A 21,062-nucleotide genomic window follows, 5' to 3' on the forward strand; every position below is an offset into this window, starting at 1 on the left:
ACGATGCCATCGAAGATGGTAGCTGGGAATACCGCTGTTGTTATCGGGGCGATGTACGCTGGCTGCGACTGCTTCTTCGGCTACCCAATAACCCCTGCAAGTGAGATTCTCCAGGAAGCGTCCCGGTACTTCCCGATGGTGGGGAGGAAGTTCGTCCAGGCCGAGTCTGAGGAGGCGGCGATAAACATGGTTTACGGGGCGGCTGCTGCCGGCCACAGGGTGCTGGCCGCCTCCTCCGGCCCAGGCATGAGCCTCAAGCAGGAGGGGGTGAGCTACCTGGCAGGAGCCGAGCTCCCGTGCGTCATAGTTGATATCAACAGAGCAGGCCCAGGCCTGGGCAACATAGGGCCTGAGCAGTCGGATTACAACCAGGCTACAAAAGGCGGAGGACATGGCTGCTACAGGAACATCGTGCTAGCGCCGAACTCGGTGCAGGAGATGTGCGATCACACCATCAAAGCCTTCGATCTGGCGTTCAAATACAGGAATCCGGCGGTAGTGCTTGCAGATGGTGTTCTGGGTCACATGGTCGAGCCGCTGAGGTTCCCCGAGAGCGCGACTGTTCCGGTGATAGACACATCATGGGCTGTCTGCGGCACACGGGAGACAAGAGGGAATGTGATAACATCGATCTTTCTCAACTTCGATGAGCTTGAGAGGCACAACATCAGGCTCCAGGAAAAATACAGGCGCATAAGGGAGAACGAGGTCTCCTATGAGACCTACAGGGTGGACGATGCGGATGTGGTTCTTGTATCGTATGGCATAAGCAGCAGGATCGCCAGGTCTGCGGTCGATGCTGCCAGGCGGGAGGGCATCAAGGCTGGATTATTCCGACCAATCTCCCTCTTCCCGTTCCCGGATAAGGCATTAAAAAAGATCGCTGAGAGGGGCTGCAGGCTCATATCTGTGGAGATGAGCGACGGCCAGATGAGAGAGGACATAATTCTCGCCACAGGCGCTGATGTCGAGCTTGTCTCGAGGTACGGAGGCAATCTCATCACGCGCGAGGAGATCGTGAGAAAGATCAGGGAGGTGAGTCGATGAGAAAAGATCTCGGCGGGCATCCTGGCCTTTACAGTGAGTATCCAAGAAAGGGAGGGAGCGCACCGGGAGCGACGCACTACTGTCCGGGCTGCGGCCATGGTATCCTGCACAAGCTCATAGGCGAGGCGATGGCAGATCTCGGCATACAGGACAGATGTGTCCTCCTGAGCCCTGTGGGATGTGCTGTCTTCGCCTACTACTACCTTGACTGCGGCCATGTCCAGGCGGCCCATGGCAGAGCTCCTGCAATAGGCACAGGAATATCGAGGGCCGAGGACGATGCGATAGTTATCTCATACCAGGGGGATGGGGATCTCGCGTCCATAGGGCTCAACGAGACGATACAGGCCGCGAACCGCGGGGAGAAGATGGCAGTCTTCTTCGTCAACAACACGGTCTACGGGATGACGGGCGGCCAGATGGCCCCTACCACATTGGTTGGAGAGGTCACATCCACAACGCCAACCGGAAGAGACCCGAGGGAGGCCGGTTACCCATTGCATATCTGCGAGATTCTGGACACGCTCAAGGCGCCTGTTTACATAGAGCGCGTCTCTCTCTCTGATATCGAGCATATCAGGAAGGCAAGAAGGGCGGTGAGAAAGGCGCTGGAGATACAGAGGGATAAGAAGGGATATGCTTTTGTGGAGCTCCTCTCGCCCTGCCCGACGATACTCAGGATGGACGCTAAGGGGGTTGAGCGCTTCATAAACGAGGAGATGGAGAGGGAGTTCCCGCTGAAGCGCTTCAGGGACAGATCTGCAGAGGCTGAGCCGATTGTGAGGAGCAGGAGCGATTTCTCCAAGGAATCACTGGATCGCATATTCGGGGTGGCTGGAGAGGAGTCGATAGAGCCGATGCATGATCCAGCGTTTGGCATGAGAAGCGTCAGGATCTCCGGTTTCGGAGGGCAGGGTGTTCTCAGCATGGGGCTCGCGCTCGCCCAGGCAGCATATCTCTCGCGCAGGTTCGTCTCGTGGTATCCGGACTATGGGCCGGAGCAGAGGGGCGGCACATCGAACTGCACTGTGGTCATATCAGGAGAGCCGATAGCATCGCCTGTTGTGGACGAGATCGATATTCTGGTGGCGTTCAACCGCCCGTCGCTGGAGAAGTTCTCGTCCAGCGTCAAAGAGCTCATACTCTACGATATGCTTGCAGGTGAGTTTCAGGGAAGCGTGAGATCTGTACCGGTGCCTGCGACGGAGATAGCCACGCAGAAGGGAGCTCAGCAGGCTGCGAACACCGCGATGCTCGGCGCTCTCATGGCCTCCGGCCGTCTGGGGCTGCCTGAGGAATCATTTGTGGGCGCGATAAAGGACGCGTTCTCGAAGAAGCCAAAGCTGTTGCCGCTGAACCTGGAGATATTCAGGGCAGGGGCAGAATGGGTAAGGAAGATGGTCCGATGATCGAATCTGTATGCCTGCATCTCGTCAGGGGTCTTCCTGTCATCGAGGAGGGCGACAGCCTCGCAGATCTGATCCAGTCGAGGTTCGAGCTTCTAGATGGCGATCTGGTCTGCATCGCAAGCACCGTGGTATCAAAATCCGAGGGCAGGGTCAGGGAGCTGAGCTCTTACACTCCGGGAGAGAGGGCGTTAAAGATTGCAAAAGATCTCGGAAAGGATCCCAGGTTCGTTCAGGCGGTTCTGGAGGAGTCCGCTGAGATACTCCTTGACCGCCCGTTTCTCCTGGTCGTCACGAGGTTCGGCCACGTCTGCGTAAACGCTGGCATAGACCAGTCGAACGTGCCCGCAGGGAGGATACTGCTCCTGCCCGAGAACCCATCGCTGAGCGCCGATCGGATACGGAGCGAGCTGAGCAGGGATTGTCCGGTCATAATAACAGATACGTGTGGGAGGCCATTCAGGTTTGGCGTCGCGGGCGTGGCGATCGGCTGGTCCGGCCTCTCCCCCATCAGGGACTGGAGAGGTGCCTCTGATATCCACGGCAGGAAGCTCGAGATAACCCTCGAGGCTGTGGCAGATGAGATCGCGGGAATGGCGAACCTGCTGATGGGCGAGGCCGGGGACTCAACGCCTGTGGTTGTTGTTCGAGGGCTGCCGCGCTTCGATGGCGACGGCAGCGTCTTCATGCCTGAGAAGCAGGATGTGATAAGAGCCATACTGTCAAAATGCAATGAAGCATAACTGCTGACAAGAAACCTCATGCGCTTCTGTCTTTTGGGGCAGAGGAGAGCATCGGTGTGATGGCATCTCTGGGCCAGAGGTATTCAATGCCGCGTCCCATGTTGTTCTGCAGGCAGCTTCGATTCGCGCTCTTGAATCGAAAGCTCCGGCCGGAAAGTGCCCCCAGCGCCTCCGGATCGCACGTGCTGGATCGTGATGCGCACCCCGGAGTTCCGAGAGCTGAGACAAACTCAGCGAAGGCAGGCCGCCTCCTCTGAGCACAAATGATTTAGGCATGCCTGCTCAGAGATCGGATGCTAGGGAACAATCGTCTCTGTGAGGCTGGCATGTGATCCTATAGCGAACGGTCGAATCCGCAGCAATAGCCACAGCGTCTGCACTGCTTTAGATGGTGAGATGATGAATTATGCGGTCCGTGCATCGGGGATATGCAAGGGCTTCAACACGCTCTTCCGTGGGAAAAAAGAGGTTCTAAAAGATATAAATCTCCTGATCGATGGAGAGGAGATATTCGGCATACTCGGCCCGAACGGCTCCGGGAAGACCACCCTTCTCTCGATATTCTCCACGCTTATCTACCCTGACAGGGGCGAGCTCACGATTCTGGGCATAGACGCGCGGAGGAAGACACATGAGGTCAGGAAGCTCATAAACATAAGCACTGGCAAGCCGAACTTTCCCTGGAGCCTGACCGTCAGGGAGAACCTGCGCCACTCAGGCATGCTCTACGGCCTCCATGGGAGAGAGCTCGAGAGAGCTGTTGACTGGTCGATGGAGAGCTTCGATCTCCACCAGTATCAGGACACCCGCTTCGAGAACCTCTCGACGGGTGTGAAGCAGAGGTTATCGCTTGCGAAGGCGATGCTGAACGGTCCGAAGCTTTTATTTTTGGATGAGCCGACGACCGGCCTGGATCCGCAGATGGCCCAGAGAACGAGAGCACTTGTGAAGCGTATTCACAGAGATATGGGCGTCTCTGTTGTCATGACCACCCACTACATGCCGGAGGCCGAGGAGCTCTGCGGGATGATCGCGTTCCTGAAGGAGGGGCGCATCGTCGCCCAGGACACGCCTGCGAGGCTTAAGAGGTGTCTTAAGATTGGGGAGAGGATGCGGATAAGGTACAGGGGAGATATAGATGCGAACGCCCTGAGAGCGATACCGGGATTGATATCGGCAGATCTTTCAGCGGGCAGAGCGGATCTGGTCATCGATAAAAACGAGGTGACCTTCAGCAGGGTCATGCGCACATTACAAAGCGCTGAGATACTCGAGCTGGAGCTTGAAGAGCCGGATCTGGAGGATGTGTTCATTGAGCTTGCAGGGTGAGATCAACAAGTGCCTCTCTGCGGCATACAAGAACTGGATAATCTCCAAGAGGAACGTGTTCACGGTCTTCGAGCTGGTCTTCTGGCCGTTGATCAGCCTTCTCTCCATTGGTCTGATGACCAGGTTCCTGAATATTGGAGGGGAGACGGTCGCATTTCTCCTCGTGGGGGCGATCGGGCTGACGATCCTTCAGATATGCCAGATAGATGTCGCCTACGTTCTGCTGTTCGATATGTGGTCGAAGAGCATAAAGAACACGTTCGTCTCTCCTGTGCGCGGCTACCACCTCGTGCTCGGCGCCCTCCTCTTCGGGATGGTGCGCGGAACGTTTGCATTCACGATACTTGTTGTTATAAGCAGAATCCTCTTCGGCTTCGATTTCCTCGCAGGAGGGGTCCACACAGTTTTGATATTTTTGGCGGGGGTCTTCGCCGTCTCAGCCCTCATAGGAATGATCGTCTGCATCTCGATACTTCTCTTTGGGCAGAAGGCAGACGTCGCGGCTTGGAGCCTGAGCGGGGTGATAATGCTCATAAGCGGGATCTACTATCCGATCAGCATCCTTCCGGATCCGCTCCAGCTCATGGCACGGGCTGTGCCGCTGACGTACTTTCTTGAGTACTACAGATCAGCATACGGATTTGGAGATCACAATATCATGACAGGAGCGGTGATGGTGGCTGCTTACATGATCGTGGGCCTGATCGCACTGGAGATAACGATCGAGAGGGCTAGGAGCACAGGCATACTCCTGCGCCTCTCGGAGTGAGCTGATTGGGATCAGTGACATCATCCCCTTGAGGGGAGAATGTCACTGTTGAATATCCAGGGGCGCCAGCCCATATCGGATAGACCACCTCGGGTTAAAACTTTAAACTGCGTTCGCATAGGGAGACACATGAGCGCAGCTGACGAGATGTTCGACTCTGGATACATGCTGGATCTCCTCAGAGATCTCATAGCCTTCAGGACGGTTGCACCACCTGGAAGCTTCTACCATGAGATAGTGGATTACCTTCTTCCAGTGCTCGGCGAGATGGGGTTTGCGACGAAAAAGCTTGTTATGCCTTCAGACGTCTTCGAGTCGAGGTGCTCTGATCCGCGGCTCTCAGGAGACAGGGTCAATCTGATCGCGGATATGGATCTCGGCAGGCCCGAGTGGCTTGTGATATACACGCACCTCGATGTAGTGCCTCCAGGTGAGGGATGGTCCACAGATCCTTTCTCGCTCACGATCAGAAACGGCAGAGCATACGGAAGGGGCGTCTCAGACTCGAAGGGGGCTGTAGCAGCCCTGATCGCTGCCCTCAGAGGCATTCTGGTCGAGAGAAAGCCGAAGTACAACCTTCGCCTGCTTCTGACGACAGATGAGGAGGTCGGGGGCTACTCCGGGCTCTGCTATCTTGCGGATTCCGGATTGGTCAAAGGAGACAAGATGCTCTGCATGGACGGATTCTCCGATGATGTGGTTATCGGCTCGAACGGCATAATCACATGGGAGGTCATGGTGACGGGAAGAGCAGTGCACAGCGGATCCAGCTTTCTCGGAGATAACGCGATCGAGAAGTCGCTTCCTGTGATCGATGCGATACTCAGGCAGAAGCGCGAGATCGAAAAGAAGAGATCCTCGCTTCCCGCAAGCTCTGTGCTGAGGGATAAGGGTATAGATCGCCTGATGCCGATCCTGAACATAAATGTGATACATGGGGGCATAAAGGAGAACATCGTGCCTGACAGGTGCGTCTTCCGCGGTGACAGAAGGGTGATTCCGGAGGAGAGGATGGAGGATGCGATGGAAGAGCTCGAGGAGATCGTCCAACGCTTCGGCCCGGATGTCAGCTTGAGGATGTGGCCAGGGTATCCTCCCATGAGGATCGATCCGGAGCACCCTTGGGTTCTTGAGGTGAAGGAGGCGGTGAGAAGAGCCTCTGGATCAGAGCCTCACCTGTCCGGAGCACAGGGGAGCCTGGACCAGGCGTATGCGACAGAGGTCACGAAGATCCCCGCAGCAGTATACGGTGTCGGGAGGCAGCTCGAGAGCAATGCGCACGGCATCGATGAGAACGTCAGTCTCGAGGATCTTGTGAGCTACATGCGGTTCATCGGGGAGCTGCTCTAGATCAGAGAGCGAAATTTGCGTGCTGCAGGTGATGGCTTGAAGGTAGTGGCTGTTGTGGGTCACCACAAGTCTGGGAAGACCACACTGATCGAGGCTCTGGTAAAAGCACTCAAGAGGCATGGCCGCGTGGGGACGGTGAAGCACATGCCAGGGCATCATGTCGACCATGGCGACACGCACAGGCATCTAATGGCAGGTGCAGATGTCGTCATCGGCATCGGTCTGGGCCAGATCGTGGTGACCCCTGAGGGGAGCCTCGAGTCTGCCCTCCAGGAGATGCAAAATCGAGGTATTGATTTTGTCATCCTCGAGGGGTTCAAGAGCAGCCAGTATCCGAAGATAGCCATCGGCGGTATAGATGTGCCAAACAAGATGTGTGATGTGGAGGCTGTAAACGATTCCACTGTTGATCATCTGGTGAGCATGATCCTCTCGCTCTGATCAGAGCCGGCTCGATATCCTCAGCGCTTCCTGATGCTGTGTTGAATAATGTTTGAGAATCCGATAGCAGAGGCTGGATTCATACGAATTGCAATTTAGTAAAAATCAATAGCTCTCGACCTTAGAGCTCTTAATTATTCAACACAGCGCTTCCTGAAGATTCTTTTTACGCAATCGCTGATTTGCATTTATGGGGCGCTCTGCCGACCCACGCGGCATTTTTGTATAAATATACCGGTGTTTTCTCCTACATGGGAAATGTTTCTCTAATTTATGGAAAACACTTTATAGCGAGCTGTCCCCTGAGAAAGCGGTGAGGATATTGAGGCACATGCTTGTCTTCCTGATCGTCGGACTGGTGGTTGTGGCCTCACTGGGCTGCATAACAAAAACGCCATCCGAGAACATAACACTCAGAATCGGCTACCAGCCGAGCACCCATCAGATAGCGGAGATGGTCGCGATGGAGAAGGGCTGGTGGCTCGAGGATCTCAGGCCTTTTGGAGTTACAGCAGTCGAGGAGTACGAGTTCCCATCCGGGCCTCCTGAGATGCAGGCGATGCTGGCCGGCAGCCTGGATGTCGCCTATGTTGGGACTGCGCCGCCGATATCTGCGATCGCGGGGGGTCTCGATGCTAAGATCGTTGCCGGAGTCAACACCAACGGCTCTGCTCTTGCGCTTGCTCCTGATAAGGAATACAAAGGCCCCGCGTCGCTGAGAGGCATGAGCATAGCGACGTTCCCGCCCGGCTCGATCCAGGATACTGTTCTCAAAAAGTGGCTGAAGGAGAACGGTGTCGATCCGTCAGAGGTGAAGATACTTCCAATGGGGCCGGGCGACGCTGTGACTGCGATGTTCGCAGGCCAGGTCGACGGCTCATTCCTGCCTGAGCCATCGCCATCGGTGATAGAGATGGCCAACAGGGGACGGGCCGTTGTCTACTCTGGGGAGATGTGGCCGAACCACGCCTGCTGCAGCCTGGTCGTTAGCGGTAAGCTCATCAGGGAGCACCCTGAGCTTGTTGAGCAGATCGTGAAGACGCACATCAAGGCCACAGAGTATGTGTATGCTCATCCCGATGAGGCAGCAAGGATCTATGCCAACCGGACGAAGCAGGATCTCAGCGTTGTGGAGTATTCGATGAAGAACTGGGATGGGAGATGGATAAGCGATCCCCATGTGCAGATCCCATCCACCATGGAGTACGCCAGGGTCAACTACGAGCTGAAGTATATAAGCAGAATGCCATCCGAGGAGGAGCTCTTCGATGTGAGCTTCTACGATAAGGCGAGGGGTGAGTGAGATAAGCAGAGAATCCGGTAAACTCAGAAGGGAGTGGGCTCAGCCCCTCCCACTCATCGGAATGCTGGCTGTATGGCAGATCTCTGCCATGCTCGTGAACGACTCGCTTGTGCTTCCGAGCTTTATCGATGTGGTGGGCGCCTTCGGCTCTAGCTGGGGGGACATATTCTTCCTGGACCTGCCAGTGAGCCTCCTGCACTTCTTCCTCGGGGTATTCGCCGGCATGATCATAGCAATGCCTATTGGGATGAGCATGGGCTGGTCCAGGTCTGTGGACAGGATCGTTGATCCCATAGTAGAGGCGGTCAGGCCGATACCACCCCTGGCCTGGATACCATTTGCGATCGTCTGGTTCGGGCTCACACATGAGTCGGCAGGATTCATAGTCTTCATAGGCGCCGTCTTCCCGATACTGATAAACACATATGTTGGGTTCAGAAACCTGCCCAGGGTTTATGTGGAATCGGCGATGGTCCTGGGAGCGACAAGGGACAGGGATCTGATACGGTATGTGGCGCTTCCATATGCTCTTCCATCCATAGCTGCAGGAATAAGAATCGCGATGGGAATAGCCTGGATGTGCCTTGTTGCAGCTGAGATGTTCGGCGTCAGCACGAGCGGTCTCGGATACAGGATATGGTCTTACTATTATCTTCACAAGATGGATCACGTCCTGCTATACATGATCGTTTTGGGCCTGCTCGGACTATTCATCGACAAGGCGTTCAGGGCCATAATCGAGGACAGGCTTCTCAGATGGCGGGTCGGGCTCACACAGTGAGCACGCCCGGCAATTTTTAAGGTTTGTGTCCGGAGGTTGTCGTATACCATTGTCATGACTGGCTTTTCGCAGACATCGGTCCTTTTTCAATAAACTGGGATATGTCAAACTCATAAGGTTATGAGGGTATGATCCGCAGCTTCTGCAGAGCAGAGCTATATTGCTGGCTGCATGATGTTATGTAGGTGGTTCTTTGAGGATCGGGGATCTGATAGCTGCAGCGAGGGGCGAGCTTGAGGCGGATCTCCTTCTGGAGGGCGGGGAGCTGGTAAATGTCTTCTCGGGGGAGATACACAGGGCTGACGTCTCAATTTACGGCGGATACGTGGCTGGTTTCGACTGCTCGAGCGCCAGAATGGCGATCTCGGTCGAGGACCATCTGATAGCGCCAGGATTCATAGATGCTCATGTGCACATCGAGAGCTCCATGGTGATGCCATCAGAGTATGCGCGGGCCGTCGTCCCGCGCGGGACGCTCGCTGTGATAGCGGATCCGCATGAGATCGCGAACGTCCTGGGCGTGGATGGGATATCTTATCTGCTCAGAAGCGCCGAGAACATACCGATGAGGTTTCTCGTGACAGCGCCATCGTGTGTCCCTGCAACTCCATTAGAGACATCAGGCGCTGCTCTTGGCGTGAGCGAGATCGCCAGCCTCCTCGAAGATCCCCGTGTCGTGGGTCTGGGGGAGATGATGAACTATCCCGGAGTGATACACGGGGATGGGTCTGTGCTCGCGAAGCTGGAGATCGCAGCCACGAAGAACAAAACGATCTGCGGCCATGCGCCAGGGCTGAGAGGGAGAGATCTCCACGCGTATGCTGCCGCGCTGATAGAGGATGACCACGAGTGCACCAGAGCAGAGGAGGCGATGGAGCAGCTCCGCTCAGGCGTACGCATAATGATCAGGGAGGGCAGCGCGGCGAGAAATCTCGATGATCTTGTGGGGATCATCAGGGATCACAACACGCCGAACATCATGCTCTGCACAGACGATCTGGCTCCGAGAGATATCATGCAGAGGCACATCGATCACATGATAAGAAGAATCATAGGTGCCGGCATAGATCCGGTCGCTGCGATACAGATGGCCACGATCAACCCCGCACGCCACTTCGGCCTTCGCAGGACAGGAGCTGTGGCTCCAGGATACAGGGCTGACATCGTTGTTATGAATCATGATTTTCAAGTACGCCGTGTTATCTTCGAGGGCAGAGAGGTGGCCAGGGACGGAAGGCTCACAGAGAGAATTGAATCGAGGAGTGTGCAGCTCAGCAGCAGCATGAATGTGCGGATGCCCATCACACGCGAGTCATTCAAAATCCCAGCATCGGGCAGAATTGCCAGGGTCATCGGCATTGTGCCGAACCAGATTCTGACAGAGATGATCGCTGCGCGCCCCGCTGTGAGGGAGGGAGAGGTCGTCTCAGATACCAGGAACGACATTCTCAAGATCGCTGTGATTGAGCGGCACAGGTCCACAGGCAATGTGGGGCTTGGCCTTGTGAGCGGGTTCGGATTGAAGAGAGGTGCGATCGCGAGCTCTGTCTCACACGACTCCCACAACATCACTGTCGTTGGAGTTGAAGATAAAAGCATGCTCAGAGCTGTTGAATCCCTGATATCCATGGGGGGTGGCTGGGTTGCTGTCAATGGGAAGATGATAGCTTCTCTGCCTTTACCGATCGCGGGCCTGCTCTCTGAGCGATGCATGGAGGATGTGGTTGAGGGCGCGGAGGATGTGATATCTGCGTCTCACTCTCTTGGATCTGAGCTCGAGGATCCATTCATGACTCTCTCATTCCTCGCCCTGCCGGTCATACCCGAGCTCAGGATCACAGACAGAGGCCTTGTTGATGTGAGGGAGTTCAGGCACGTTCCTCTATTTCTGGAGTGACTGGATGCGATGTCCGGGCCGGATATATGGTTCAGGTGGAGCAGGAAGAACAGGTACACGATAGCAGCTCTGCTCCCGCTCGTGAACGGCGCCAGGCTTGCGGATGGTCCAAGGCCTGGAATAATGCTCTACAGCATTGCGACTCCGCAGGCGGAAGAGGTCTACAGAGAGGTCGATGCAGCCCGCAGTTCAGGCATGAGATCCGTATTCATCGCTGGCGGGCCTCACCCATCTGCAAGGCCTGAAGAGGTCCTCAGGCACTTTGATTACGTGGTGATCGGAGAGGGGGAGGAGACGCTGCCAGAGCTCATCGATGCTCTCCGATCGGGCCGCGATCCAGGATCTGTAAAGGGCATAGCATATATGAAAGAGGGAGAGACTGTCGTGACAGAGCGCAGGGGTTTTGTTGATCTAGATCGATACCCCTCTTTCTCACGCCCACTTCTCGCGCCGATCGAGATAAGCAGGGGATGCCCATGGGGATGTGCATACTGTCAGACTCCCAGGCTCTGCGGGAGCGTCATGCGCCACCGCTCCATCCCATCCATTCTCAGCCATGCGCGGATGCATATGGATATGAGGTTCACGTCTCCGAACGCGCTCGCATACGGCTCAGACGGTCTCAGACCGAGACTGGAGAAGGTCGAGCTGCTTCTCAAAACACTATCAGAGCTCAGGAGGCCGATATACTTCGGCACGTTCCCATCAGAGGTGAGGCCGGATTTCGTCTCAGAGAGAGCGCTCGAGATCATAACCATGTACTGCAAGAACCGGACGCTCAGCATAGGAGGGCAGTCCGGAAGCGACCGGATTCTGAGATCGATCAACAGAGGTCATGGTGTGCATGATATCGAGATCGCATGTGAGCTCTGCATGGATCATGGGATCGTGCCGAATGTAGACCTGATACTCTGCCTTCCCGGGGAGAGCGAGGAGGACCAGATGCTCACGGTCGAGCTTGCGGAGCAGATAGTTGGGATGGGGGGCAGGGTCAGGGCCCACAGGTTCATGCCTCTGCCGGGAACACCGCTGGAATCTCAGGAGCCATCGCCGCTCCTGAGGGAGGCAGAGCTCAGGCTTGGCCGGCTGGCGCTGGCCGGAAAACTGAAGGGAAGGCTGCACTAGAGGTAGAACTGCCTGAACGGGAGCATGTAGCTGTCCTGGAGCTCGTATCTGATCAGTATCTCCTTTGGACGCACCTCTATCTCCCTGACGGCCTGCGAGAACATGTACCAGACGTATCCTCTCTGCGGTATCTTGTACTTGTCGGGAAGCGTTGAGGCAAAACCTGACGCGTTCAGTATGTATGTGCGCAGGAGCTCGCTGCCCGACGCGAACAGGAACGGCAGGCTCAGCTTATCAAGCGCCTCAGCGCTCTTTCCCTCAAGCCTGAGCCGCTCCAGAAGAAAGTCACGGATCTCCTCCTCGTTTATGACAAGCTCTCGCATCTCGCTCATGGTATCACCCTTAGAGAGTGAGAGGTGGATTATAAAATTAGCTGCTTTGCATCAGAACGCCTCATGTGAGCGGACATGAGATTATGTGCTCGAGGGCGACTTCCTACCCTGAAGAGCGGTCTTCTCGCTTCGCACCCCCCCAAAGATCATGTGGCATCGTCTAGGTGCAGGCAGACTCCTCAGGGAGCTCGGTGATTCGAGCACACGACCGAACGGGGCTTCAAACTCATGTCTCAGCCGGAAGAGCATGCTACACTGTGATCTTCCTGTACATCATCGCGTGAATGCTGCTGATTCCGAAGATCTTTGATATCCTCCGGAGGTCCTCTGGAGATGGTGAGGCGGACCTGGCTGGAGGCACCGGCCTGCACTCCCTCGCAAACACACATCCACCACGCATCCTCGCACACGCAAAACCGCCTGCGTTTCCATTCACGAAGATCTCCCCGGATCTCATCTCTGTCGCCGTGAAATCATCCGTGTCACCATGGACAACCACAGTCCCGCCAGAGAGGAGAACCCCTGTGTTTCTGCCCGAGCTGCCGTGGATCTCGAGAAAACCCGCGCGCATGAGAATTCCGGCGCTCATTCCGGCATTCCCGAAGACCTCGATCCTCCCCGGAGATCCGTTTCTCGCCCCTATCGTCTCTCTCGATATACCATCGGATATCCTGAGAACGCGATCAGAGAGCTCATTTGGACGGAGCGGAGAATACCCCTTCTCCACGAGCTCTGTTATGGAGACAAACCTCCTGTATCCAGAGAGATCGCTCTCCACCTCTATGACATTTCCCAGCGGCTCCTCGACCCTGCCGCTGACGTAGATCGCGCCTCTGATCATTGAGATCCCCATTCTCGGGCCCACGTCACCATCTACAATTACATTCCCTACATCCACAGCGCCACCGCCCCCGCCCAGCCTCATCAGATCCACGCCCATGCTTGAGCAGAGCCTGCTCCCGGCGTCCCCTACGAGCTTCACGGTCTCGCCGCGCCTGAGCGCATCCACCAGGGACCTGTAGCTCCATCCATCGATCCTGGCATCAGGATCGAAACGCGAGCCCCTGTGCTGCCAGTAGAAATCGAAGGTGAAATCACAGAGACATTTCTCGCCTGATGTCCGGATGGTGATCATCGAATCGATCTCCTGGGATGAATTCAGATGGCATCCCGGCGTTTTCAACATTCCATGATCCATTATGCCGTATCTCATGCACGCTCAGCATACACACTCTCGATCTCTCCGCATATAACATCCCAGTCGTACCGCCTGGCGATCTCCCTGCACCTTGCGCCCGCTGCTTTAGAGAGATCGAGCGCAGCCCGGATCGCATCCGCAAGCGAACCCGGCGAAGGCTCTGCGATCACACCTGTCTCAGGGGTGAGAAGGTCGCATGCAGCGTTCATCCTGTGGCGGACCGTGACCACAGGAACCCCGCATGCCATCGCCTCCAGCGCGGCCATACCGAACCCCTCCCTTGTTGATGGGAGCACAAACGCCCTTGAGGACTTTATCAGGGAGATCGCATCCTCGTATCTGAGAAAGCCGCTGAAACTCACCCTCTCATCCAAGCCCAGCGATCTGGCGAGGGCATGAAGCCGTGGCGCCTCCGGCCCCTCACCGATTATCAGGAGCTTCACGTCTGAATCCAGCAGGGCGATGGCCTCCAGAAGCATGTGCAGATTCTTGTGAGAGATCAGCCTTCCTGCGAATACAATATCGTGCTCCGAATCCGCGGGCCTGATCGATTGTATGTGCTTGAAGTCTATTCCGTTCGGAACCACAATGCTCTCAGCCCCCAGTCTCATCAGCTCTCTCCCTGTCATCTCAGAGACCGCTATGTTGTTGCTGGTCAGCATCGCAGCAGCTCTCTCAACGGCCATTCCAAGATATCCTGACCTGCCCAGGTAATCAATCCAGTACTCGCCCCAGATCTCGTGCCATGTTATGAAGAACGATGCGCCTCCGGAGCGAGCTCTCGCTGAGAAGCATGAGAGGTAGGGAAACTCCTGGCAGTCGATCACATCGTATCCACCTTCAAGATTTCTCAGAAGACCAAGAGAGAAGAGAATGGCCTGTTTCACCGACCTTTTATTTTTGGTGTATAAAGGATGTGGGGGGCAGACGCCGTGATGCCACACATCGCCGAGCTTTATGTGTTTATCACCCTCCCACCATCTGGCTCCGTAGCAGTGGACCTCATGCCCCCTCAGGGCGAGCCTCTGCGAGAGCTCGTAAACCCTCCGCTCGGCGCCTCCCTTGATCCAGGGATAAACTGCGTCATAAACATATGCGATTCTCATCGCGACCTGCCCCGCTCTTCAAAATGCACGCTCTGTCACTCCCTGCCATCCGTGAGCAGGAAGAGGCTTATGAGCATGCCTGAGAATATCGTCTGGATCCCGATCATTGAGAGAACCATCGCGATCATCGCGCTCTGAACCTCCGCAAGAGATCCGAAGCCTGCGCTGAGCCAGCTCATAAGCACCTTACCACCAATGGCAATGCCTGCGATTATGAATACCATTCCCAGAAGAATCTCCTTCTCCAGGGAATGATAGCTCAGCAGCCTCTCCGCCAGCCAGCTGCTCGCGATTCCGTGCATGGCGCCGAATATGCTGAAGTGAACGCCAGCCAGAAACGTCTGGTAGCCGATGAAGAGCATCATGATCCCCAGGATGAGAGAGTGCATCCGGAGCTCGGAGGAGCGGGATACAAGAAGAACTCCGGCAGTGAGCATCATGCCCAGAGCCATGACCAGAGCGCCGGGCGCTATCAGAAACGGGATCGGCTGGTAGAGCATCATGAATCTCAGGTGGCGCCAGCCGTCTGAGAACGAGCGGAGCTTCGATCCACCCCTTCGCCTCGGGTAGTAATCGATCGGCGCCTCGGCGATCCTGAGCCCCCGCCGGGATGCCTCGACAAGCATCTCCGAGGCGAACTCCATGCCAGCGGTTCTCAGCTGCATCTTCTCCAGAGCATCCCGCCTTATCGCTCGTAGCCCGCAGTGCGCGTCCGATACCCTGATCGAGTAGAGGTGGTTGAGGATCCAGGTGAGAAGCGGATTCCCGATGTATCTGTGAAGCGCCGGCATCGCCCCTGGGTGTATCCTGCCGCGAAGCCTGCTGCCCATCGCCAGGTCCGCGCCGTCGTCGAGCAGCTCCAAAAGCCTGGGGATATCCTCAGGGGCGTATGTCAGATCACCATCCATGAGGACTATGTAATCTCCGGATGCCGACTCGAAGCCCTTTAGGTACGCCCTTCCGTAGCCTAGGGCCTCAGATCTCACAACCCTTGCCCCCTGGCTCTCCGCTATCCTGGGGGTTTCATCATCAGAGCTGTCTACCACGATTATCTCCCACTCAGAGGCAGCTCTTTCAAGAACAGCGCGCGACCTCCTTATGCATTCGCCGATCGTGTCCGCCTCGTTCAGGGTGGGTATGATGAGACTGACTGAGCGCACATACGGCAATGGCATGAGGGAGTTATAAGATTTTGTGAGTACCGGAGCGCGGCTGGGTCACAGCATGCGAATCATGCCACCAGCATCTGAATCTCATTGCTGTTCTGCTCCCACGGCCGGCCTCGCACAGAGGGAACGTGCAGGCTGACGGCATCACAGAACTCTGAGGATCCAGATCACCCATATTCATTTTGGCAGAAAATCGCCTGCTCTGCCTCGCACGCCCTCAGCACGAGAAAAAAAATATTTTTATTTTTTAGTTTACCCTGATGACCTTGAGCAGGGAGCAGACCGGCACGCCTGCGATGCTGTCCACGCCCCTCTTGTCGATCAGCACCGCTATGACATTCGTCTTGGCGCCGTGGTCATCCAGGTATGCGACCGCCTCCTCCAGGGTCCTGCCTGATGTTATCACATCATCCACGATGACGCACTCCCTGCCATTGACGTCGGCAAAGTTCGTGCTCAGGTTCCCATGGGGTTTGACGTCCTGCGATGCCATCTGCTTTGTGGGCATGTAGACTGCAAGCCCAACGCCCATGTGGTTCGCGACCATGCTCGCCAGGGGCACACCGCTAAGCGCCACGCCCACGACCATATCGATGTCAAGCTCCTTTTCGTCCAGGAGATCGAATATCATCTCTGAGAGCGCCTGGGCTATGTGGCTCAGCCTGTAAGCGCTCCTCCCTATCATCGACCAGTCCACCGAGATGTCCTTCGGCCCGGGGACTGTGGCGCGCTCGGCATGCGTGAGAAGCCAGGTTACGGTCTCCCTGGAGACGTTCAGCTCCTCGGATATCTGGCCCTCTGAAAGGCCCTCAGACTTGAGCTCTGTGGCCTTCTTTATTAGATCCTCTATATTCTTCATGATCATCCCTTCTTTCTTCTTTTAGGAGGTGTTCCGCATACAGGGCAGAGATCACCCTCAAATGCTCTGCCGCAGCCGGGGCATCTCTGTGTGCGCTTTATGAACCGCCTTATTCCACGCTGGACGACCGGCTCAACCTTGAGACCCAGATGGACAGCGACGTTCTGGAGCGCATAGTCGTCTGTGGCAAGCGCTGCATCATACTCAATTGCCTTCGCAAGGACCTCCAGATCTGTCTGTGAGAGTCTACAGAGATCACCCGTCTCTCTTGCTGCCTCTGTCGCCCTTTTCAGGGTCTCCTTTGTGGGTGGTTCGATCCTCACATCCGAGATCTGCAGCTTGATCTTAGATCGGATGTCCTTGAGCTCCTGCTCCACCGAGGGAACCGTGATCACCTCTCCCTTCAGCGGCTTTCCAAGTATGAACACAGAGGCGTCTGCAACTATATACACACTGATGCCATTGAGCTAATAGTACTTGGACTTTTTCAGTACCGATGCAGAACTTTCAGAACAAATCCAGATCTCATGCATTAAAAGAATGCCGAAGACCTGTGAGGTGAAGAAAGGTTTCTCTCTACAAGGACTGCGGTAAGGGGCTCTCTGATCTGTGGAGCTGTAGACCGCTGGAACAACCTGTGTGAGATGTTCGCGCTCGCTGCAACGCCGGAGGATGTTGTTAGGACAGCCCTCAAAGACTCCCACAAAGTTAATAGGAGCATTCCGCCCATTTTTAATATATGTACAGGGACGAGCTTGCAGAGCGTGTTGCGAGGAGGATCAACCCCAGGGAGGGCGCTTGCGGCACCTGCCACGCCATAGCTGAGGAGGTGTGTGCCACAGGGGGTTCCATCCTCGCATACGAGCGTCCTTCAGGAATACTCGCCAGGATAACAGATGACAGGGGTGAGGTGATCGGGGAGGGTTTCGGCATCGTCTGGTCACCCGCAGTCCTCGCAGCAGAGCTGGATGCGGGCATAGTCCCCGCTGAGCTTGAGGATCGTCTTAGAAGAGATGGAACGAGCTCCCAGGATATTGTGGAGAGGGTTGCAGCGCTATTCGGCTACGGCAGGGTTGTGACTCCGGCAGTCCTGGCGCTGAACATGGTGAAGGAGATGGGCGGAAGGACACTGATCAGGCGCGAGGGGCTGGGCGTCGTGGCAACCTTCTTCGACTCAAAGGGAGATGTGATCGCATCATCCCCTCCCTCTTACTGCCCGACATGCGCGGTCACTATAGCCGCCGCGATCACTCCGGAGATCGCAGATCGCATTAAAAAAGCGCTTGATGGAAAGCCGAACACAGGCAAGAAGAAGCTTGATCTCGGTCTAGAGAACAGGTACGAGATAGAGCACGGCCACGTCCGTGTCACCCTGGCAAAGGGCGATGAGGTTCTGGCCAACAGAGTTCTGGGGTGCTGCATGGCATACGCCACTGTGAAGGCCGAGATCGTCGCAGGGCTTGTGCCGCAGGCGAGCGCAGAGCAGTTCAAGCTCTACTGCAACCTCTGCCCGTTCAAGCACTGCTGGATGGACAAGTCGATGGGCGCCACAGGGAACATCATTCTACAGAGACTCACAGAGATCGGCGCTGAGATCGAGGTGTCCGCGGAGGGCTACATAGTCGCAAGGCTCGCAGGAGAGGAGATCGAGGGGCGCGGCACCCTCTGCTCTCTGAGCGCCCTGACCAACATGCTTCTAAAGGGGGACGCGGAGAGGATCCTGAAGCCGTCAGCGGCCAGGAGATGGTGAGTTGCGACTGAGATCCTGCCTGAAGAGGTACAAGAAGGACACACACCGTGCTCTGCCTCCAGAGGAGACGCTCGAGATCGTGGAGAGGAAGATGCCTGCAGCCGGAATAACAAGGGTTGCGGATATCACCAATCTCGACCGGATAGGCATACCTGTATTCACCTCGATAAGACCAACAGCAGAGAAGGGCGCAATATCCGTTTACAATGGAAAGGGCGCAACCCCGACCGAGGCGAAGGTCTCTGCCATAATGGAGGGCATCGAGAGGTACTCTGCCGAGCTCCGCAATTCTGATCTCAGGATTGCCAGGTTCTCAGAGCTCAGGGATAACGCGCTGGATCCAGCAGAGCTCATACTGCCGAGAGGCGTTGATCCAGATGCAGAGATCCCCTGGGTGATGGGATACGATCTCATAGGTGACGAGGAGATTCTGGTTCCGGCGAATGCTGTATTCCATCCACTGCCATCAAGCTACACGCGTCTCTTCAGGACAAACACCACAGGCCTCGCATCGGGGAACCAGCTGGAGGAGGCGATCTTCCACGGGCTCGCAGAGGTCGTCGAGAGGGATGCATGGTCGATAGCGGAGCATGCCAGGAGAATGGGGCCGCTGCTTCGATACAACGGCGACGGCCTGGCAGGGGAGCTTCTCGAGATGTTCCAGCGCGCAGAGGTACAGGTTTACGTGAGGGATATAACAAGCGATGTTGACGTTCCAACATTTGCCGCGGTCTCAGATGACCTGAAGCTGAAAGATCCCGCGCTCCTGACCGCAGGGATGGGCACTCATACCGACCCTGAGGTGGCGCTGCTGAGAGCGCTCACAGAGGTCGCGCAGAGCCGGCTCACACAGATACATGGCGCCCGGGAGGATACTGTGAGCGCAGACTTCAGGCGAATGATGGGATACGACAGGCTGAAGCGCCTGAACAGACACTGGTTCGAGCACGAGCACGAGGAGGACTTCAGCTCCATAAAGTCTTATGATACCGATGATTTTCTGGATGATATAAGACACATGCTCGATCGGCTTCAGGCAGCCGGATTTGAGAGGGCGATAGTTGTGGATCTCACAGCTCCTGAGATAATGGTGCCAGTGGTCAGGGTGATAGTGCCGGGGCTGGAGATATCGGCTGTGGATCCGGAGAGGGTTGGCAAGCGGTGCAGGAATGCCAAGGATCGTCGTGTTTCTGGGCCCAAGCATGCCTCATGACGAGGCGCGCTCCGTACTCGATGCGGATTACAGGCCGCCGGCCAGGCGTGGCGACGTTCTCGCAGCTGCAAGAGATGGTGCGGACATAATATGCCTGATAGATGGAGTCTTCTTCCAGGACTCCTCTGTGGCGCACAAGGAGATCCTCGAGGCGCTGCAGATGGGCGTTAGGGTCATCGGCGCCTCCAGCATGGGAGCTCTGAGGGCAGCTGAGATGGATGTCTACGGCATGGAGGGCGTCGGCGAGATCTACAGGGCATACAGGAGCGGAGAGATAGTCGCTGATGATGAGGTCGCCCTGGTATTCGATCCGGTGACGCTTGAGCCGCTCTCCGAGCCTTTGGTCAACATCCGCCACAACCTCAGGCTTGCTGTTAATGAGGGCTTCATAGATGAACAGACCGCCGCAGATCTGCTTGAGATTGCGAGGGCAAGGTACTTTCCGTCCAGGAGCTATGAGAATATGATGAAAGATGCCACCGGCAGGATTCCGGGGGAGAAGCTTATTCAATTCAGGAGATTCCTTGAGAGCAGACGGGCGGATCTCAAGAGGGAGGATGCCATAAGAGCGCTGACAAGGGCTGCAGAGGCGGCCAGAGAGCTCACCGCCAGCTCTTGTTCCAGCAGTTAGGACGATAGCAGGGCTAATCCCCGCCTTTGAAAAGGCGGGATACAGCCCGTGCCTGCCGATAAATATATACGCATGGTGACCATATGTATAGCACAGGATGACTAAGCAAGAGCATTGGATAAGCGCGAGAGGATGCGTCTATAACATATATTACCATTTTGTATGGTCAACAAAATACCGAAGGAAGGTTCTTGTCGGATCAATAGCCGAGGAGCTTCATTTGTTACACGAATCGATCGCAAAGCAGAAGGGGATTACATTAATCAATCAGGAGATTATGCCTGATCATGTTCATCTATTCGTGACGGCTCATCCGATATTTGCTCCAGCTAATATTGCTAAGATCTTCAAAGGCATCACAGCGAAGAAACTCTTTGAAAAGTATCCTGAACTGAGAACCCGGCTTTGGAATGGTCATCTATGGAACCCGTCATACTATGTCGGCACTTGTGGCGATGCCACCAAAGAGGTCATTGAACGCTATGTAGAAATGCAAAAGGTGAAGTGATTTGCTAAAAGTGTTTCGATATAGGATCTATCCTACAAAATCTCAGAGAACTAAGCTGGCTAAGACCTTGGAGCTTTGTCGATGGACCTATAACGAAATACTTGC

The 21,062-nt window shown here is 55.8% G+C and carries 22 protein-coding genes; 16 read left to right on the forward strand and 6 right to left on the reverse strand.

What is annotated here, in order from left to right; genetic code table 11:
• The first annotated feature begins 3 nt into the window (after nucleotides 1-3).
• The 11 genes from NQU42_RS03850 (at nucleotide 4) to NQU42_RS03900 (ending at nucleotide 12,191) form a co-directional block, all read left to right on the forward strand.
• A complete protein-coding gene (locus NQU42_RS03850) occupies nucleotides 4-1,047 on the forward strand; it encodes a 3-methyl-2-oxobutanoate dehydrogenase subunit VorB (protein WP_296609197.1) in 1,044 nt (347 codons plus the stop codon).
• Complete coding sequence (locus NQU42_RS03855; RefSeq protein WP_296609199.1) at nucleotides 1,044-2,456, forward strand: 2-oxoacid:acceptor oxidoreductase family protein; 1,413 nt, start codon at nucleotides 1,044-1,046, stop codon at nucleotides 2,454-2,456. The genes NQU42_RS03850 and NQU42_RS03855 overlap by 4 nt, the downstream gene beginning before the upstream one ends.
• The gene (locus NQU42_RS03860; RefSeq protein ID WP_296609201.1) at nucleotides 2,453-3,196 is read left to right on the forward strand and encodes a coenzyme F420-0:L-glutamate ligase; all 744 of its coding nucleotides are present in this window, start codon (nucleotides 2,453-2,455) and stop codon (nucleotides 3,194-3,196) included. Before NQU42_RS03855 ends, NQU42_RS03860 begins: the two co-directional genes overlap by 4 nt.
• Before the next feature lie 396 nt (nucleotides 3,197-3,592).
• Nucleotides 3,593-4,525 (forward strand): ABC transporter ATP-binding protein, encoded by a 933-nt coding sequence (locus tag NQU42_RS03865; protein ID WP_296609202.1) that lies wholly within the window; start codon nucleotides 3,593-3,595, stop codon nucleotides 4,523-4,525.
• On the forward strand, nucleotides 4,500-5,294 hold the full coding sequence (locus tag NQU42_RS03870; RefSeq protein WP_296609204.1) for an ABC transporter permease: 795 nt from the start codon (nucleotides 4,500-4,502) through the stop codon (nucleotides 5,292-5,294). The genes NQU42_RS03865 and NQU42_RS03870 overlap by 26 nt, the downstream gene beginning before the upstream one ends.
• Before the next feature lie 129 nt (nucleotides 5,295-5,423).
• Nucleotides 5,424-6,644, forward strand: coding sequence for an ArgE/DapE family deacylase (locus NQU42_RS03875; protein ID WP_296609206.1), 1,221 nt, complete (start codon nucleotides 5,424-5,426; stop codon nucleotides 6,642-6,644).
• Between the two features lie 45 nt (nucleotides 6,645-6,689).
• Nucleotides 6,690-7,085: a molybdopterin-guanine dinucleotide biosynthesis protein B gene (gene mobB / locus NQU42_RS03880; protein WP_296609232.1), complete on the forward strand. Its 396-nt coding sequence runs from the start codon at nucleotides 6,690-6,692 to the stop codon at nucleotides 7,083-7,085.
• Nucleotides 7,086-7,416: 331 nt separating this feature from the next.
• Complete coding sequence (locus NQU42_RS03885; RefSeq protein WP_366070098.1) at nucleotides 7,417-8,388, forward strand: ABC transporter substrate-binding protein; 972 nt, start codon at nucleotides 7,417-7,419, stop codon at nucleotides 8,386-8,388.
• A gap of 61 nt (nucleotides 8,389-8,449) precedes the next feature.
• Entirely contained in the window at nucleotides 8,450-9,169 is a 720-nt protein-coding gene (locus tag NQU42_RS03890; RefSeq protein WP_366070099.1) for an ABC transporter permease, read from the forward strand.
• A 193-nt stretch (nucleotides 9,170-9,362) separates the two neighbouring features.
• The gene (gene ade / locus NQU42_RS03895) at nucleotides 9,363-11,066 is read left to right on the forward strand and encodes an adenine deaminase (RefSeq protein WP_296609212.1); all 1,704 of its coding nucleotides are present in this window, start codon (nucleotides 9,363-9,365) and stop codon (nucleotides 11,064-11,066) included.
• Between the two features lie 9 nt (nucleotides 11,067-11,075).
• Nucleotides 11,076-12,191 (forward strand): TIGR04013 family B12-binding domain/radical SAM domain-containing protein, encoded by a 1,116-nt coding sequence (locus tag NQU42_RS03900; protein WP_296609214.1) that lies wholly within the window; start codon nucleotides 11,076-11,078, stop codon nucleotides 12,189-12,191.
• Here the strand turns inward: NQU42_RS03900 and NQU42_RS03905 are convergent.
• The 6 genes from NQU42_RS03905 to NQU42_RS03930 form a co-directional block, all read right to left on the reverse strand.
• A complete protein-coding gene (locus tag NQU42_RS03905) occupies nucleotides 12,188-12,523 on the reverse strand; it encodes a hypothetical protein (protein WP_296609215.1) in 336 nt (111 codons plus the stop codon). The two genes, NQU42_RS03900 and NQU42_RS03905, sit on opposite strands and share 4 nt — an antisense overlap.
• Before the next feature lie 250 nt (nucleotides 12,524-12,773).
• Complete coding sequence (locus NQU42_RS03910; RefSeq protein ID WP_296609217.1) at nucleotides 12,774-13,658, reverse strand: tributyrin esterase; 885 nt, start codon at nucleotides 13,656-13,658, stop codon at nucleotides 12,774-12,776.
• 74 nt (nucleotides 13,659-13,732) lie between these two features.
• Nucleotides 13,733-14,827: a glycosyltransferase family 4 protein gene (locus NQU42_RS03915; RefSeq protein WP_296609219.1), complete on the reverse strand. Its 1,095-nt coding sequence runs from the start codon at nucleotides 14,825-14,827 to the stop codon at nucleotides 13,733-13,735.
• A 35-nt stretch (nucleotides 14,828-14,862) separates the two neighbouring features.
• Nucleotides 14,863-15,987, reverse strand: a complete 1,125-nt coding sequence (locus tag NQU42_RS03920; RefSeq protein WP_296609221.1) for a glycosyltransferase family 2 protein — start codon at nucleotides 15,985-15,987, stop codon at nucleotides 14,863-14,865.
• Between the two features lie 256 nt (nucleotides 15,988-16,243).
• Nucleotides 16,244-16,855: an orotate phosphoribosyltransferase-like protein gene (locus NQU42_RS03925; RefSeq protein WP_296609223.1), complete on the reverse strand. Its 612-nt coding sequence runs from the start codon at nucleotides 16,853-16,855 to the stop codon at nucleotides 16,244-16,246.
• 2 nt (nucleotides 16,856-16,857) lie between these two features.
• Nucleotides 16,858-17,307: a PIN domain-containing protein gene (locus NQU42_RS03930; RefSeq protein ID WP_296609224.1), complete on the reverse strand. Its 450-nt coding sequence runs from the start codon at nucleotides 17,305-17,307 to the stop codon at nucleotides 16,858-16,860.
• A gap of 287 nt (nucleotides 17,308-17,594) precedes the next feature.
• On the opposite strand from NQU42_RS03930, the gene NQU42_RS03935 reads away from it, so the two are divergent.
• The 5 genes from NQU42_RS03935 to NQU42_RS03955 all read left to right on the forward strand — a co-directional run.
• Nucleotides 17,595-18,605 carry a hypothetical protein gene (locus NQU42_RS03935; RefSeq protein WP_296609226.1) on the forward strand — a complete coding sequence of 337 codons (1,011 nt, stop codon included), beginning with the start codon at nucleotides 17,595-17,597 and terminating at the stop codon, nucleotides 18,603-18,605.
• Between the two features lies 1 nt (nucleotide 18,606).
• A complete protein-coding gene (locus NQU42_RS03940; protein ID WP_296609227.1) occupies nucleotides 18,607-19,818 on the forward strand; it encodes a YcaO-related McrA-glycine thioamidation protein in 1,212 nt (403 codons plus the stop codon).
• Nucleotides 19,808-20,449, forward strand: coding sequence for a TfuA-related McrA-glycine thioamidation protein (locus tag NQU42_RS03945; protein ID WP_296609229.1), 642 nt, complete (start codon nucleotides 19,808-19,810; stop codon nucleotides 20,447-20,449). The genes NQU42_RS03940 and NQU42_RS03945 overlap by 11 nt, the downstream gene beginning before the upstream one ends.
• 97 nt (nucleotides 20,450-20,546) lie before the next feature.
• On the forward strand, nucleotides 20,547-20,957 hold the full coding sequence (tnpA, locus tag NQU42_RS03950; protein WP_296609230.1) for an IS200/IS605 family transposase: 411 nt from the start codon (nucleotides 20,547-20,549) through the stop codon (nucleotides 20,955-20,957).
• A 1-nt stretch (nucleotide 20,958) separates the two neighbouring features.
• On the forward strand, nucleotides 20,959-21,062 hold a 104-nt coding region (locus NQU42_RS03955; RefSeq protein WP_296609235.1), incomplete at its 3' end, for a helix-turn-helix domain-containing protein.

Source organism: Methanothrix sp. (genome assembly GCF_024518575.1).
Lineage (GTDB): Archaea > Halobacteriota > Methanosarcinia > Methanotrichales > Methanotrichaceae > Methanothrix_B.

Coding starts and splice junctions, on each gene's coding strand:
- NQU42_RS03890 (WP_366070099.1), top strand. CDS start 8,450: ATGCTGGCTGTATGGCAGATCTCTGCCATGCTCGTGAACGACTCGCTT.
- NQU42_RS03910 (WP_296609217.1), bottom strand. CDS start 13,658: ATGATCACCATCCGGACATCAGGCGAGAAATGTCTCTGTGATTTCACC.
- NQU42_RS03865 (WP_296609202.1), top strand. CDS start 3,593: ATGATGAATTATGCGGTCCGTGCATCGGGGATATGCAAGGGCTTCAAC.
- NQU42_RS03860 (WP_296609201.1), top strand. CDS start 2,453: ATGATCGAATCTGTATGCCTGCATCTCGTCAGGGGTCTTCCTGTCATC.
- NQU42_RS03885 (WP_366070098.1), top strand. CDS start 7,417: ATGCTTGTCTTCCTGATCGTCGGACTGGTGGTTGTGGCCTCACTGGGC.
- tnpA (WP_296609230.1), top strand. CDS start 20,547: ATGACTAAGCAAGAGCATTGGATAAGCGCGAGAGGATGCGTCTATAAC.
- NQU42_RS03850 (WP_296609197.1), top strand. CDS start 4: ATGCCATCGAAGATGGTAGCTGGGAATACCGCTGTTGTTATCGGGGCG.
- NQU42_RS03905 (WP_296609215.1), bottom strand. CDS start 12,523: ATGAGCGAGATGCGAGAGCTTGTCATAAACGAGGAGGAGATCCGTGAC.
- NQU42_RS03855 (WP_296609199.1), top strand. CDS start 1,044: ATGAGAAAAGATCTCGGCGGGCATCCTGGCCTTTACAGTGAGTATCCA.
- NQU42_RS03945 (WP_296609229.1), top strand. CDS start 19,808: ATGCCTCATGACGAGGCGCGCTCCGTACTCGATGCGGATTACAGGCCG.
- NQU42_RS03875 (WP_296609206.1), top strand. CDS start 5,424: ATGAGCGCAGCTGACGAGATGTTCGACTCTGGATACATGCTGGATCTC.
- NQU42_RS03925 (WP_296609223.1), bottom strand. CDS start 16,855: ATGAAGAATATAGAGGATCTAATAAAGAAGGCCACAGAGCTCAAGTCT.
- NQU42_RS03915 (WP_296609219.1), bottom strand. CDS start 14,827: ATGAGAATCGCATATGTTTATGACGCAGTTTATCCCTGGATCAAGGGA.
- NQU42_RS03900 (WP_296609214.1), top strand. CDS start 11,076: ATGTCCGGGCCGGATATATGGTTCAGGTGGAGCAGGAAGAACAGGTAC.
- NQU42_RS03870 (WP_296609204.1), top strand. CDS start 4,500: ATGTGTTCATTGAGCTTGCAGGGTGAGATCAACAAGTGCCTCTCTGCG.
- NQU42_RS03935 (WP_296609226.1), top strand. CDS start 17,595: ATGTACAGGGACGAGCTTGCAGAGCGTGTTGCGAGGAGGATCAACCCC.